This window comes from Nostoc sp. DedQUE08, from assembly GCF_034530895.1.
In the GTDB taxonomy this organism is placed as follows: domain Bacteria; phylum Cyanobacteriota; class Cyanobacteriia; order Cyanobacteriales; family Nostocaceae; genus Nostoc.
Map to the genome: position 1 here is coordinate 251,888 of NZ_JAVRCD010000004.1, position 14,609 is coordinate 266,496.

Genomic DNA, 14,609 nt, shown 5'->3' on the forward strand with positions numbered 1-14,609 from the left:
ACAGAGTACGCTTGTATTAAGAAGATATGCGATCGCTCTCAGGGGTTATTTTTATGGTTAGAGGCAGAGGAGAATGGACGCAAGCCAAATTTGAGCGCTATAGAAAAGAAGGTCGTGGGCGCGGGAGTGGTAAAGACTATAAACCCTGGATTACAATCCAAGATTTTCCCTCGAAAGGTCGGTCGTCTAGGACTCCTGGCTGGAAAAGCAACCGAGTACATCATTTCTTGTCAGACCAAGAAAAACGATTATTTTATTTATTTGAGTGGTCAGATGTCGTCACAGATACAAGAGAGCAATTCCCTTTAGACGACCTTGACCTAGCGATGAGTATTGCTACGGAGATGGGTATAAAGTATCCTGTAGACCTACAAAGTGGTACTCCTTATGTCTTAACAACTGATTTCATGCTTACAGTAAATCAGAATGGAAAGCAGGTTCAGATTGCCCGAACAGTTAAGCAATCAACAGAGCTAGAGAAAAAGCGAGTAATTGAAAAATTGGAATTAGAGAGGCGGTACTACTTAGCAAAAAGCATAGACTGGGGAATTGTTACAGAAAATGAAATTCCAAGGCTATTAGCGGAAAATGTTGAGTGGATTCATTCTGCCTATAAATTAGAAGCAAACTCTGAGATGGATATTGCTCAATTACATGAGCTAGCAACTATTTTAAAAGCCTTTCTTACCTGGTTATGTGGATACAGATTTTAGACAAAGAGGCGCAAGAGATTATCGACTGGATAGTAAACTCGATATAGACCAATTTGCTGAAATTATTATTCGTTTAATTATTTTTCACAATAATAAACCTCTTAATGAATATGAGAGGGATGAAGCGATGATTGCTGATGATGTACCTCCTATCCCTAGAGAGTTATGGAAGTGGGGTATCGCTAATCGCTCTGGTAGACTTAGAAGCTTTTCTGAAGATATTGTCAAATTAAATCTAATGCCAACTGAAAAAGCCACCATCACTGCTAAAGGCATTAAACTCAGAGGCAAGAATATGTACTATAGCTGTGATCAAGCAGAAAAGGAACAATGGTTTGAAAAAGCTAGAAGCAATATGCTCTCTAAATCAGAGAAATCGTTAATAGTTTCCTACGATATTAGGAACCCTAATTTTATTTACCTCCCATTAGAGGATGGTAGAAATTTTGAAAAGTGTTTTCTTCTTGACCCAGAAGGTAGATACATTAACAAAAACTTTTATGATATTGAGTATATGCTTGCTTACGAAGAATTACAACAGCAAAAAACTCAAGGCAAAACACTACAAGAAAAAGTTGATTTAATAGCAGATATAGAACATATAGTTAGTAAAGCAAAAAACATGACTGAGGCGGCTCAGGATGAACCATTAAGTAAGAGCAAAAAAGTTGCTGGTATTAGAGAAAACAGGGCTTTTGAAAAGGCTAAACGGCGTGAAAATGAGGGATTTGAGCTAGCAAAAACAGAAACTCCAACTAGCACGGAAGCTGTAGAGACGAACAATGAAAGCTTAAAACCACCCAATTCGTTGCAACCTAATCATCTTGATATTCTTAAGCAGAAACGACTGGAGCGTAAACGTGGACGGAAAGAATGAGCGTGAATGGGTTGAAATTCCAAATGGTGATTGGGCTGCTATTGCTAAATATAATGACCATAAGTTAGCTGAATATAATATTAATCCCTTAGTTCAGGCATTACCTCCTATCCTTTCAAGAGATGAGTTTGTTGAAAGAGTGACAGAAGTGCCTGATTATGATTCTGTAGAGACGGAGCTAGAGCCACAGTATAGATTTCATTGCATTGAACGATTATCGAGATATTTTGATCCACAGAATAAGACAATCGAGCTACAGAAGGTAATTGCTGTGTTAATTATGCAAGGCTATATAGCTCGAAATATTTTGAAGCCAGAATATACACGTAGGTCAAGGCAAATCTATGATGCTATAAAAGATGGCGGCGGTAAAACATTGGAAAATTATGTTTATGTTCCTACCTCTGCATCAGGGCTGACACTGATTGGCCCATCAGGAATGGGCAAGTCAACTAATCTGCTGAATATTTTGTCTTTATACCCGCAGGTCATTCTTCATCCAGAATATACTACTTTCCAAATTGTTTGGCTGAAAGTTGATTGTCCCCGCTCTTTGAAAGGTTTGTGTACTGATATTTTTCTTGCTGTTGACAGGCTTCTTGGAACTAGCTACTTCAAGAAATTTGGTTCTAGAGGTAATTCAGAAGACTATATGTTAGCTCAAGTTGCCCAAATTGCTCATACCCATCACTTAGGAGTTTTGGTTATAGATGAAATGCAAAATTTGGTGAACGCAAGAAGGAATAGAGATGATTTATTAAATTTTTTAGTCAAAATGGATAACACTATCGGAGTTCCAGTAATTCGAGTGGGAACAAACGAAGCTTTTCCAATTTTACAAGGTAATTTTCGGAATGCTAGAAGAGGAACAGGGCAAGGAAGTGTCATTTGGGAGAGAATGCTTCAAGATGATGACTGGGATTTCTTCCTCACGGGAATATGGGAGTATCAGTGGACAAAAACTCCTGTTGATTTTTCTGATGAAATTAACAAAGCTTTCTACTACGAGTGTCAAGGAATTATTGATATTGCTATCAAGCTCTATAAAATGATTCAATGGAGGGCAATTTCGCTCGGAGGTGATGAGAAAATTACTGTTGACCTAATTCACCAATCAGCAAAAGATGGACTATATTTAGTCAAACCAATGCTGGATGCTATAAGGTCAGGAGATGAGGATTGGATGATTAAATACAAAGATATTGCTCCCATTGATGCTATAGAATATAAAAACAAGTGTTTCTCTGAGCTTGAATCTAGGGACTTAGAAGAAGTTCGCAGATTAGGACGTAAGCAGCAAAACAGGGGAAATCAATCAGTAAAGCTACGTCATATTATTGTTGAACTTGTGAAGTTAGATGTAGAGCCTTCTGTAGCTAAAGAGTGTGCTGAAAAAGTTTTTGCAATTAATGAAGATAATGCAGATATTCCTTCGTTGGTAAAAGAAGCATATATTTATGCTTTGCAAGGCGAGCCAGTTAAGAAAGGCACTGCAAAGACGAACATACGCAAAACAAAGCCAAAATATCAGAGTAATGATATTCGCCAAATTGTCGAGAATGCCAAGAATAAAAAAATTCCTGCTTATCAAGACTTAAAAACAGCAGATATAATTAAAAATCCACTTCAAGACTTTATCAATATTGAGTAGGCTTATGCTCAGTTTTTTTCCACAACTTTATCCTGATGAGCTTTTGTATAGTGGTTTAGCTCGATATCATATCAGGAGTGGTAACACAAGTTTCAGGCAAACAGAAATAGAGCTATTTGGATATTATTCTCAACAAATATGTAGAGTTATTTTACCTAGTAACTTAAATTATCTAGTTAATAACTTACCCTTGCGTTCAAAGCAGACTGTAGAAAATATAATTCAAAATCATAGTTTATACCCTTTTTATGCGACTTTTCTAATTCCACAGGAAGCTTGGGTAGTAAGAGAGTCAATGAAGAAAAAACTAAATGGCTCTATCTTAGAGATGGCTAAAGTAGCTTTTAACTCTACCGATAGAGCAAAAAAGTTTCTCAAGTTTTGTCCTATATGTATGGAAGAAGATATGCAAAAATTTGGAGAAGGTTACTGGCATCGGTTTCACCAAATTCCTGGTGTAATGGTTTGCTCTGTTCATAATTCAGCTCTATATGATAGCTCAGTTATTGTCGAAACGCGAAACACACACTATCATGCTGCAAGTCCAGATAATTGTATTCTCAATACGAACACAAGAAATTATACAGAAGAAACTTTACAAAAATTAATAGTGCTAGCCAGGGAAGTTGAGTGGCTAATTAGTAATAATATGGATTTTAAAGGTTTAGCTTGGCTTCGCAGCCAATATAAGCATTATTTAGTTAATAAAAAATTAATCACACTTTTTCCAGGTAGTAAATTTATATTTAAAGAGAAAGATTTTTCTAAATCTATCTTTAACTTTTATGGGCAAGACTTTTTTGAAACTATTAATCAAAATTGTATTAAAAATCCCGATAAATATTTTTTTAATTGCCTGCTAGCCTGTGATATAAACCCAGTCATTGACCGAATCATACATATTCTAATTATAAATTTTCTAGCTAACTCTCTAGAAAAATTTTTTAGGTAAATATTAGTTGGCAGTTTTATAGTTAAAACCATTTTTATTACAAAATATTATTATTGTTAATTTCGCTTAATAAAAACTTATATATAAAACTATCGGGTATTCTAAGGAAATAAGAATGAGTAGCCTAAGATTTTGTGTGTTTGGTTCAACAAGATATGGTGAAAGAGATGAGTAGCTATTTTAGCTTACCTACCCAAACCCCCATAACAGAAACTTTAACCCAAACCTACCCAAAAGAAACTTTAACGCCTAAGTTACCCTGGGTTGAATTACGTTTTAGCATCATTGGTCAGACTATACCTGTGGATCACGGTTATGAGTTGTATTCTGCGATCGCTCATTTTCAATCCCAAGTTCACGACATGGATACATTGGGTATTCACACTATTGCAGGTATTCCCAGCGAGGATGGTCAGATTCATCTGACTGATAATTCTAGGCTTCAGATTCGCCTACCTGTGGACAAAATCAGTCTAATCTATCCGTTAGCAGGTAAGTCGCTGAAAATTGGTAAGCATACAATTCGCTTAGGAATTCCTGAAATTTATTTGCTTGAGCCTGCTGAGAGACTGCGATCGCGTATAGTGATTATCCAGGGTTATCAAGAACCGGAGTCGTTTTTAGCAGCAGCACAGCGTCAGTTAGAACAACAGGGTATACAGGGGAAAGCCTTTATTACCAAAAATACTGATGGTAGTCCAAAACGTAGAAGTATCAAAATTAAGCGCTTTACTGTTGTGGGTTTTGGGTTAGAAATCATTAATCTCAACGATGAAGATTCGCTAACATTGCTGAGATATGGCATTGGGGGAAAACGTAAGATGGGCTGTGGCGTTTTTGTGCCTGTGAAGAGAAAGGGAAACGCAAGTTAAAGCTGCTTTTAACTACTACCCAATATAAGTTTGAGAGTATTTCCCAGAAATAAATAAGATGTCCGTAGTAGCTAGTGTTGTCAACCCCAAAATTCAGTTAAATTTGGGCGATCCAAGCATAACTTGGATACATCGTGCTGGCATAGCAGGGCTGTGGATGACGCTCAAGCAACTAGAAAAACTATACCCAATACCTGCGGAACGACCTGGTAATTTAACTTGGTTGCTGACTCCTCGCAGTATTAGCCTTGAATGGCAAGGGCAGGATTTCGTAGTTTTAGACTGGCTGCTAAAGCAATCTTTTCAGATTAATGAAGAAGGTCTAATTTCGCTGACAGGCTTAAATACGCATTCAATCAATATTGAAACCCAAATTAATATTCACTTGGGAATAACAGGAACGTTTCTCCAACATAACCAGGTTTTTAAATTTGACGGCGGTAAATCCTGGTCATTAATAGTTGATGGTATAGAAATCGATGTCGAGTATAAGAAAGCAGTTTCCTATGCTCATCAACATTTTGCTAAACAACTCTGTGATAAACAAGGTCAATTATTAGGACAATCAATTGGTGTAGCAGGGTGGCTATATCCAGGATCTGTAGTTCGTCATGTCGCTTTTACAAAAAAAACTAAGTTTGAAGAGAAACCACAATTGGCTTTTGCTCTTTTATATGCTCCTGTTGCTTGCCACTACTTTGTTTTGCGATCGCACATCAAACTGGAACAGACACAATATGCCCTAGTTATACCTGAAGTGGTTGACTTAGAAATTTATGCCCAGGAATACTGGAATTTGGGAAACTTAGATTACAAGGATTTCCATGTATCTAGCTTAGGAGATGCTGCATTAAGATTCCTTACTTACGAAACAATTATAGAACTGACTACGCCCGATCAAGTAAAACGATGCCAGGTCATGTTGTTTGGAACGGTAATTTGGTCAAAGCAGCAAAAAACTCGCATAGAAATAGCAGTGGTAGAAGCGACTGAAATAATAGATTTTATCTATAAGCTTAGTCGGATTTCTTTTCCAGATTACCAAATTATTCAGTATAAAAATAAAAATTTTATCATTAGCGATGTATTTACGGGAACAATTGCCGATAACTTAGTAAAGGGCTTTCCTTGGTGGGCTAATTTATATACAATTTTTAAAAATAAAAATTTATTTAAATTTATTACTAATGATGGAGTTTATAAGATGATTCAAAACGCTGAATGGAATCTAGAAAGTCAAAAACTCTTTATTAAAGCTTGTCATGAGGCATTGAAGAAAATCTACGCTAAAATTTATGGGCGAACAAAGGAAGGTCAATATGCTCAAATTGAGCGAGAAAATATACGTATTTTATCGCAACTAGGACGTTGTACAAATGCTGAAAACTTTCGGAAATTTATTGCGGAGTTTTGGGGAAGAGCAGGTCAACTTTCCATTCTAGAAAAACACTGGGAAGAATTACTGCCATTAACTTCTGGCATAATGGATTGGAAAGTTGCCAGAGATTTAACTTTTATTGCTATTGCTAGTTATCCAAAAAGCAAGATGGTTGAGAAACAAATATTGGAAATTTCTGATTCTAATAGTGAATAATTACACATTTTTTTTGCTTAAAAAACACAAAATATGAATTTAATAGGCAATTTAAAATGTTTCATTTATTCGGTAATATTTTGACTAGCTATGGAACCGCAGCTAATAATCGTGGGGAAAATGAAGGTAATATAACTCCCTTACAAAAATTGAATTGGAAAGGTGAAGTTCATACTATTGTTTCATCTGAGGCGATTCGTTGGGCGTTACGGTACTACTGGCAAAATGTTGGCTATCCGGTGAATCGACGTTGGGATGAGAACGCTCAACCAGTAGCGGATCATGTTTGGCAAGACCCCAACTTTGATGATATTCGCTTCATTGATGATGATGTTTTGGGATTTATGCAGGCTGAAGCAGCAAAAGTGGAAGCGTCAGATGAGTCTGGAGGCGATGCCGAGGAAGCATCTCAAGATGAGAGCAAAAAAAGTTCTAAAGGTAAAGATAAGCAAACTTCTCCACGTAAGGGCAAGCAAAAGCCTAAAGGAAAAATAACTGCTAGACGAGGTGTATTAGAAGTTACTCGTGCAGTGTCAATGATACCCTTTGCTGGGAATATTACTTTTAATGCTGTCAGTGGAGCCAAAGGACGAAATTCTCTTTATGCCACAGAGATTCATGCTACTCGTTATCAATATGGTTTTGCATTGACACCTGATAGCCTCAAAGATAAATCTCGCATCCATGCTGTTCTAGATGGTTTGATTTCGATTGGTGAAGTGGCGGGAAATCATGCCCGTTTTTTGTATGATTTCTCCCCTGAAAGTATTGTACTGCGGTGGACACATGATTTTTCCCCTCGTTTTCTATATTGCTTTGAGCAAGACGAACTGGGAAATTTGTCAGTATCCAACTTAGTGCGACAGGTAGAGGTAGGAGATATTGATCCCAAAGAATTATGGATTGGAGGCTTAATTTCTCAGGGTTTAGAAGATTTGGGAGCAAATGTGTTTCCTGGAGTGAAGTCGGCAGTCAAAGCATTAAAACAGGTCATTGCTGAAGATTTGCAGTTGTCATCGGGGAGCGATTAAGATGACGACAATTGTTTTGAAAGTTGAAGTGCCTATTGCTTGCTTTCGTCAATCCCGTGCTAGAGAATACGCTGAAACGTATCTAGTACCTCCGCCTTCTACGGTGTACGGGATGTTGCTTTCTCTGATTGGTGAGACAAATCGTTATAAACATTGTGGAACTCAATTAGCGATCGCGCTCTTGTCTAAACCAGAAAAATCTATTGTAATTCGGACTTTTCGCAGGTTTAAAACGAAAGATATTCATCACCCTAAGAATACTAAACCTGATTACCAAGAGTTACTAACGAACGTTGAGTTTGTAGTTTGGGTGAAAACAGACAAAGCAAAGCCTACTTTAGCAGAACTTTTGCAGCAGGCATTTGCGAACCCAGCTTCTATCAATCGATTTGGTGGACTGTGTTTAGGTGAAAGTCGGGATCTAATCAATACTGTTACCCTTTTACCTGAGAACTATCATGCTGAGTCGCTGTGGTGGTTAGTTACAGATGAAGATGGTTCGCTAACCCTACCTTACTGGGTTGACCATGTTGGGTCTAAGGGACTTCCAAAAAATAAAACATCCCAGCAAAAGATAATGATAATCATTGTAGGAGAGGGAGAAAGCGGCAGCCGATGGCTGCCGCTTTCTCCCTTTTTGTAGTAAATTCAGTAATAATAATTGAAATTTCGGGTGCAGCAGGGGTGTCTATAGTATTAACTTCTTCACTGAAACAACTATTGAAACAAACAGCATCTCAATTAAAAGGAGCTGCAAAACGCAAATTTCTAGCGTCAACAGTACAGGGTTTAGGTCTAGGAGGGCAGAGACTTGCAGAAATAGAATTGGGCTGGAATCGAGCTACTATCCGTAAAGGGATGAAAGAATTAACAAGCGGCATTACTTGTGTTGATAATATGAGTGCTAAAGGACGCTATCAAGCAGAATTACACTTACCAAATCTTTTAACAGACATAGAAAATATAGTAGATTCCCAAAGTCAGACAGACCCAACTTTTAAAAGTCAAAGACTATATACTCGTTTAGGAGCGACTGAAGTTAAAAAGCAGCTAATAGAAAGATATGGTTATAGTGATGAAGATTTACCTACGTCAGAAACGATTCGTTTAAAACTTAATGAATTGGGCTATAACTTGAGAAGAGTAGCAAAAGTTCAACCTCAAAAAAAATTCCCCAAACCGACGCAATCTTCAAGCAACTAGAGATAGTAAATCAAAATGCGTCTGAAGACAAAAGTATTTTACGTCTCTCGCTGGATGGGAAAGCTCGCGTCAAAATTGGTTCATTTGACCGAGGAGGTAAAAGCCGGGCTTCGGTTAAAGCTGATGACCATGATTATCATCCCAAAACAACCGTAACTCCTTACGGAATATTCCTTCCAGAACTAGATGAGCTTTTTTTATATTTTACCGAATCGAAAGTTACAAGCGATTTTATAGTTGATGTTTTAGAGGATTTTTGGTTAAAAGAAAAATCTCGTTTTTCGCATATTCAAACTCTACTGCTTAATCAAGATAATGGCCCAGAGAATAGTTCTCGGCGTACCCAATTCATGAAACGGATAGTAGAGTTCGCCCAAAAACACTCATTGAATATACGTTTAGCCTATTATCCTCCTTACCATAGCAAATATAATCCGATAGAGAGGACATGGGCAGTATTAGAAAATCATTGGAATGGTAGCATTTTAGATGAAATAGAAACGGCTTTAAACTTCGCTGCTAGTATGACATGGAAGGGTAAACATCCAATTGTTAAGTTAGTTACGGGGACTTATGCCACCGGAGTGAAACTCACAAAAAAATCTATGTCGGAAATTGAGAAACAAATTGAGCGTTTGACTCATTCTCAAAACGAACTTTTCCCTAATTTAGGTAATTGGTTTATTGATATTAATTTTGCCAAAACGTAAGTTATAAATAGTAATTTATAGCTTTATAGTCTTAAATAAACATAACTTCACTTTGCGATTTGCTCCCGCGAGTGTAGATTTTTTCATGCTTACAAAGGGGGAGGAGAGCGGCAGCCGTCGGCTGCCGCTCTCCTCCCTAATAATGATTATCATTATTGTTTAACTGCTAAAAGATTAGTTTTTTGGGACAATTTATTCTTTGGAAGTCCCTAAGAAAACGCGCTGGCAGTGTTATGAGCTTCAAGAGTCCCAACTATGGCAACCACCGGATTTATCGTGGACTACAATTCAAACTAGTTGAAAAAAGAGGATATTTAGATTTTGACAAGGATATCTGCTTGTTGAGCCGACATAAAGAGATAAAAAGTCGGTATTCTTTACTGAATCAGCAATTCAGCGTTTTCATTATGATTGGCGAAAATATAAGTTCTTTAACATTAGATGTCGTCAGACGTTGAGCAGGACAGAAATGATGGGGGTCGCACCAAGCAGCAAGCAGTTCTTTAACATTAGATGTCGTCAGACGTTGAGCAGTTTGCCTGTTTGAATGGGGACAAACAAAAGAACCCTGTTCTTTAACATTAGATGTCGTCAGACGTTGAGCAGTCCTCGGCTGCTCAATTGGTGCAGGAGGCGATCGCGGTTCTTTAACATTAGATGTCGTCAGGCGTTAAACAAGATCCTACTTCTCGTTGCCATAGTTTATGCTTCAAAAATTTCCTTCAAGCCTCTCCTCTTCATGCGAAATTTTTGTGCGAATTTGTTCCCATTGCTCAATCTGCTTCTGTAGTTGCAATTTGCGATCGCCCTCAACTGCACCAAGACCAGTAAACAAACCCTGACCGTTCAACTGATCGCTGTAAATAGCAATCAATTCAGCCAGTGCTTTTTTATGCCTTCCATCTCCTCCTCAGTGAAGGAATTTACATCTAGGCAAATCAGTCGTCTGCCAATTCTCTCCACAAGCTCCGATCTGCTTATATCAAAATTGGAAGCGATCGCATCTAATCCTTCAATACCAGTGGGAGTAAGGGCTAGGTTGACCCTTTTCTTCACCTCGTCGTACATCTCTGGTACGTCTTTTTGTCCTTTCTGCCCTTTCTTTCCCATTAGTACCCAGCTATTACACACCTCCTAAATCATAGTCAACAGCAAGCACTACGGGTAGATTCTATAAATTGCTCAAAGATATTTAGTTATTGTGTAATACCTGAATTATTAATAATATAGGCGTTGTGTAATACCTAAATTTTTGATGATAGAGGACAAAAATCCTCATAATTTTGTTTGCTGTAGAGAGAAAGGTGTGGAAGGCGATCGCCACAAACTTGAAACACTTTGGAATTTACAAAAATATTCTTTTCAGGTTTCAACATAAGAAAGAATCTATGCTTGGCTTTTTCCCAGCCCCTTATCCAGATGAAATTTTATACAGTATCTTGGCTCGCTACCACATTAGGAGTGGTAACACAAGTCCAAAAATAACTCTAAGAGAGCTATTTAATTCTCAAGATGTAATAGCTACTGTTGACTTACCTTCTAACCTTAATTCGTTGATTGAGAATCTACAATTTATCTCGAATTATCAAGTAGAAGATTTGATATATAAATATACCCTCTATCCTTTCTACAGTGTTTTCCTACCACCAAAAAGAGCCAGCCAGGTGATGGAGTCTATGAAAGCAGATTTCGGAGGAGATATTCATACCAGAACCGGAATTATGGCAAGTTCGTTGAAGATGCAGAGGTATCTACGATTTTGCCCAAAATGTTTGGAAGAAGATTTGCAAAACTATGGTGAGTCCTACTGGCATAGACTACACCAAACACCAGGGGTTCTAGTTTGCCCAGTTCATGGTGTGACTTTGCAAGATAGTACAATTTTTATGCAAGGTTTTAACAGGCATGAATACTATGCTACAAGCCAAGAAAACTGTCCTGTTGTACCGATACAACAGACTTACAGTCAAGAGACTTTAAAGAAGTTACGACTGCTGGCTCAAGATATTTCATGGTTGATAACTAGTAATCTTTTCTCTAAAGAACTAGAGTGGTTTCAAAGAAAATATATAGCTTTATTGATTGAAAAAAATTTTGCAACGGCAACCGGGCGAGTAAACCAGAAGAGGCTACTAGATAATTTCTTGTTCTTTTATGGTGCTGAAATGCTTGAGGCTGTTAACTCAATGGTGAATTACGAAAATGAGCAAAACTGGCTATTCAGCATTGTTAGGAAGCATAGAAAGTCATTTCATTCCATCAGACATCTACTGGTAATTAGATTTTTGACGAATTCTATCGAGGAATTTTTCAATACGGATTATCAGTATAAACCTTTTGGTGAGGGGTCTTGGCTGTGTCTAAATGCTGCGGTAGACCACTACCTCAAGCCAGTGATAACTAATCTTGTTGTCACTCACTGTTTGGATAATAAAAAGTACCTAACGGCTTTTTATTGTTCCTGTGGGATGGTTTATTGCAGAACTGGCCCTGATGAAACTGATGAAGATAAGCAGCGAATTGGCAAAGTCTTGACATACGGTCAATTCTGGGAGCAAAAGCTAAAAGAACTGGTAGAAATCCAAAAGTTAGGTCTACGGGAGACAGCAAGACAACTCAAGGTCGATTCCAGAACAGTAAAACGCTATACTGCCATACTTAAGCTAAAAACTTTTTGGAAATCTTCACAGGAAAATCAGCTAGTAGACTTAGAGGAAGTTTTAGACTCAAATCTAAATTTAGCCAGCGATCGCAAAGTAAAATACAGGGAAGCTTGGAAAGCTTTACAAAAGCAGTACCCAGAGACATCGAAAACTACTCTCAGGGCATTAGCTAAGGCAACATATATTTGGCTATACAGAAACGATAAAGAGTGGCTCAACAAAAATTCGCCTTCTTTAAAAATGCCTTTCCCTTCCGTCGGTAAAGTTGACTGGGTAGAAAGAGACAAGCAAGTTCTCGAAAAGGTAAAAAATGCTGTGCGATCGCTTCTGAGTGCAGAAAAACCTGCGAGAATAACTATTGGCAAGATAGGGAAAAATATTGGCTTACTAGCACTACTCGAAAAACATTTGGCAGAAATGCCACTGACTAAGGTTTATTTAGAATCAGTCACAGAAACTGTAGAGGATTTTCAGATTCGGCGTATTAAATGGGCAATTAAGCGGCTTGATGATTGCGGAGAAGAAATTCAGCCTTGGAAGGTGATTAGGCTGGCTGCGCTACGAGGAAATTGCTCTGAGAGAGTACAAGCAGCTCTAGAAAATGAGCTTTATAAGCAACCGTATTAAGTTAATAATATTTTCTTGATCATAGTTCTGTTGATCAAAAGCTTCAAACAAGAAAGAGACGTGTTAAATCCACGTCTCTAAGTGATGACAAAAATATTGAGTTCTAAGCTACATCCGCGACCAGTAAGCCGTTGACAGCAATAATCAAAAGCAGCGCTGAATCAGAAGTGTCACAGCAATGTCTTTTATCGCTATTACAGGGTTGCGCTATCCATTTGCCTTCAAGATTCTGGTAAAAAGTTCCCAGAAGTTGGGAACCGTTCCAAACTCGATACAGTTCTCCCAAATCGTCTGGCACTGAGTCAATTTCAATTTCTGGCGCTACTGCGTGCGTCAGCTAAGTGGTCAACATATTCCTCAAACTCTGCTTGAGCCGAGGCTTGGTTGTCAAACTCATCTTGTACAATCATCTGAGTAACCTCATTGATGGGGTTATGAGTTTATGAGTGACCTAATTCCAGAACCCAAACCCGGTGGTCGCAAACGTGAAGTTGATATGTGGGAAGTCTTAAACGCGATTTTTTATGTTTTGGTCGAAGGAGTGAGATGGCGAGCGTTGCCTGGGGACTTTCCCGCTTGGCAGGCAAGTGATGATTTTCGTTTGGTCGCACCTTGAAAGGGCTAGTCTAGCTCTCTCTCACAAAGGAAACGTGTTTGTCGGGCGAAAGTTTGGCTTCAGGAGACTTCCAAAGAATAATTATCAAAACAGAATCTAGGAGCCAGAAAACAGGTATGAATTCTGTACGAGTGGCGGATGAATAAACGGGTTTAAACCCCCACGAAATCGTAAATTTGGTGGTCTTCAATCAGCGGTGGGTCAGAATCAATCTTCGTGAGGGATTCTGACTTCTGAATTTTTGTTCAATATTCACTAACTATTTTAAATATCTTTATTATTTGTTTAACTGTCTTAACTGTCTTAACTGTCTTAACTGTCTTAACTGCCTGCTTAACTACCTGCTTAACTACCTGCTTAATTTTCTTAAGTAGTATTGCATTTTATTGGCAAATCTGAGATGATTTATAGATTAAAGTAAAAGTTTACCTTTAAATAAGCTTACCTCTGGTTATTTAAAGGTAAACTTTTACTTCACTTCTAAAGATCATCAGGTAAGTAAGTCTCTGTACTACTAAATATCAGGGATTGCCGTCAATATTCACTTTATTCCTTAACTAATACTGTAAGAATTTGAGGTAAGTTCAATAGATGAAACCGTAAAAACTGGCTGGGTTAGATGGTATTTCTGGCATAATCTTAATCACATCAGGAGGGTAGTTATGCCACAGTTGCAGCTACTATCACAGCCTGCTGAAACCCTTTGGAGCGTAGAAATCCCTGCTAGTCTGATAACAATTGTCGAGAAATATTGTAGCCCAATATAAAATTGAAGCGATTTTCAAGGACATTTATGCAGAACGGAGTAAAAAGCAATTCGTAATAGCGGGACTTAAACATTTTTGAGGCAGAAACAAGCTTCAAGCCCATACAGGGCAAGGGAAATACACCATTAGCTCAAAAATGGCTCAAACCTAGATATATCAATAAACCAAGCAAAACGATGTCAAAATATCTCTGTATATAGATTTGAGACTATTTTATGGGTGTTTTTTGTCTAAGTCCCAATAGTTATTCAGTAATTCAATATTTATCCATTACAGAGGAGCCAAAAAGTCTATTTAGCATAGAAACAATTAGTGATGTTCAAAAAGTGGAAA

The 14,609-nt window shown here is 37.8% G+C and carries 12 protein-coding genes and 2 pseudogenes; 11 read left to right on the plus strand and 3 right to left on the minus strand.

Going from position 1 to position 14,609, the window contains the following annotated elements:
- Positions 1-53: 53 nt before the first annotated feature.
- The 9 genes and pseudogenes from RMY64_RS04580 to RMY64_RS04620 all read left to right on the plus strand — a co-directional run bounded on the left by RMY64_RS04580 (position 54) and on the right by RMY64_RS04620 (position 9,603).
- Positions 54-713: a TnsA endonuclease N-terminal domain-containing protein gene (locus tag RMY64_RS04580; protein ID WP_322699422.1), complete on the plus strand. Its 660-nt coding sequence runs from the start codon at positions 54-56 to the stop codon at positions 711-713.
- Positions 697-1,590: a Mu transposase C-terminal domain-containing protein gene (locus RMY64_RS04585; protein WP_322699423.1), complete on the plus strand. Its 894-nt coding sequence runs from the start codon at positions 697-699 to the stop codon at positions 1,588-1,590. Before RMY64_RS04580 ends, RMY64_RS04585 begins: the two co-directional genes overlap by 17 nt.
- Positions 1,574-3,241, plus strand: a complete 1,668-nt coding sequence (locus RMY64_RS04590) for an ATP-binding protein (RefSeq protein WP_322699424.1) — start codon at positions 1,574-1,576, stop codon at positions 3,239-3,241. The genes RMY64_RS04585 and RMY64_RS04590 overlap by 17 nt, the downstream gene beginning before the upstream one ends.
- 4 nt (positions 3,242-3,245) lie before the next feature.
- Entirely contained in the window at positions 3,246-4,193 is a 948-nt protein-coding gene (locus RMY64_RS04595) for a TnsD family Tn7-like transposition protein (RefSeq protein WP_322699425.1), read from the plus strand.
- Between the two features lie 140 nt (positions 4,194-4,333).
- Positions 4,334-5,065 (plus strand): type I-MYXAN CRISPR-associated protein Cas6/Cmx6, encoded by a 732-nt coding sequence (gene cas6, locus RMY64_RS04600; RefSeq protein ID WP_322699426.1) that lies wholly within the window; start codon positions 4,334-4,336, stop codon positions 5,063-5,065.
- A gap of 58 nt (positions 5,066-5,123) precedes the next feature.
- Complete coding sequence (gene cas8a1, locus RMY64_RS04605) at positions 5,124-6,659, plus strand: type I-MYXAN CRISPR-associated Cas8a1/Cmx1 (protein WP_322699427.1); 1,536 nt, start codon at positions 5,124-5,126, stop codon at positions 6,657-6,659.
- A gap of 56 nt (positions 6,660-6,715) precedes the next feature.
- Entirely contained in the window at positions 6,716-7,690 is a 975-nt protein-coding gene (locus RMY64_RS04610; RefSeq protein WP_322699428.1) for a DevR family CRISPR-associated autoregulator, read from the plus strand.
- 1 nt (position 7,691) lies between these two features.
- Positions 7,692-8,333 (plus strand): type I-MYXAN CRISPR-associated protein Cas5/Cmx5/DevS, encoded by a 642-nt coding sequence (gene cas5 / locus RMY64_RS04615; protein ID WP_322699429.1) that lies wholly within the window; start codon positions 7,692-7,694, stop codon positions 8,331-8,333.
- 254 nt (positions 8,334-8,587) lie between these two features.
- Positions 8,588-9,603, plus strand: a pseudogene (locus tag RMY64_RS04620) (ISAzo13 family transposase).
- A 709-nt stretch (positions 9,604-10,312) separates the two neighbouring features.
- Here the strand turns inward: RMY64_RS04620 and RMY64_RS04625 are convergent.
- Together RMY64_RS04625 and RMY64_RS04630 are read right to left on the minus strand one after the other, a co-directional pair.
- Positions 10,313-10,477 (minus strand): hypothetical protein, encoded by a 165-nt coding sequence (locus RMY64_RS04625; RefSeq protein ID WP_322672779.1) that lies wholly within the window; start codon positions 10,475-10,477, stop codon positions 10,313-10,315.
- Positions 10,474-10,713 carry a hypothetical protein gene (locus RMY64_RS04630; RefSeq protein WP_322672778.1) on the minus strand — a complete coding sequence of 80 codons (240 nt, stop codon included), beginning with the start codon at positions 10,711-10,713 and terminating at the stop codon, positions 10,474-10,476. Before RMY64_RS04630 ends, RMY64_RS04625 begins: the two co-directional genes overlap by 4 nt.
- A 173-nt stretch (positions 10,714-10,886) precedes the next feature.
- Here RMY64_RS04630 and RMY64_RS04635 point away from each other — a divergent pair, with 173 nt between their 5' ends.
- On the plus strand, positions 10,887-12,893 hold the full coding sequence (locus RMY64_RS04635) for a TnsD family transposase (protein ID WP_322699430.1): 2,007 nt from the start codon (positions 10,887-10,889) through the stop codon (positions 12,891-12,893).
- A 103-nt stretch (positions 12,894-12,996) separates the two neighbouring features.
- On the opposite strand, the gene RMY64_RS04640 is transcribed toward RMY64_RS04635, so the two are convergent.
- Entirely contained in the window at positions 12,997-13,191 is a 195-nt protein-coding gene (locus RMY64_RS04640) for a hypothetical protein (RefSeq protein ID WP_322672776.1), read from the minus strand.
- Positions 13,192-13,335: 144 nt separating this feature from the next.
- On the opposite strand from RMY64_RS04640, the pseudogene RMY64_RS04645 reads away from it, so the two are divergent.
- A pseudogene (locus RMY64_RS04645) lies at positions 13,336-13,473 on the plus strand (transposase); the annotation flags it as partial.
- Between the last annotated feature and the right edge of the window lie 1,136 nt (positions 13,474-14,609).

What these genes read in the sequence shown, in the direction of transcription:
- RMY64_RS04580 (WP_322699422.1), top strand. Translation starts at nt 54, where the DNA reads ATGGTTAGAGGCAGAGGAGAATGGACGCAAGCCAAATTTGAGCGCTAT.
- RMY64_RS04595 (WP_322699425.1), top strand. Translation starts at nt 3,246, where the DNA reads ATGCTCAGTTTTTTTCCACAACTTTATCCTGATGAGCTTTTGTATAGT.
- cas8a1 (WP_322699427.1), top strand. Translation starts at nt 5,124, where the DNA reads ATGTCCGTAGTAGCTAGTGTTGTCAACCCCAAAATTCAGTTAAATTTG.
- RMY64_RS04610 (WP_322699428.1), top strand. Translation starts at nt 6,716, where the DNA reads ATGTTTCATTTATTCGGTAATATTTTGACTAGCTATGGAACCGCAGCT.
- cas5 (WP_322699429.1), top strand. Translation starts at nt 7,692, where the DNA reads ATGACGACAATTGTTTTGAAAGTTGAAGTGCCTATTGCTTGCTTTCGT.
- RMY64_RS04630 (WP_322672778.1), bottom strand. Translation starts at nt 10,713, where the DNA reads ATGGGAAAGAAAGGGCAGAAAGGACAAAAAGACGTACCAGAGATGTAC.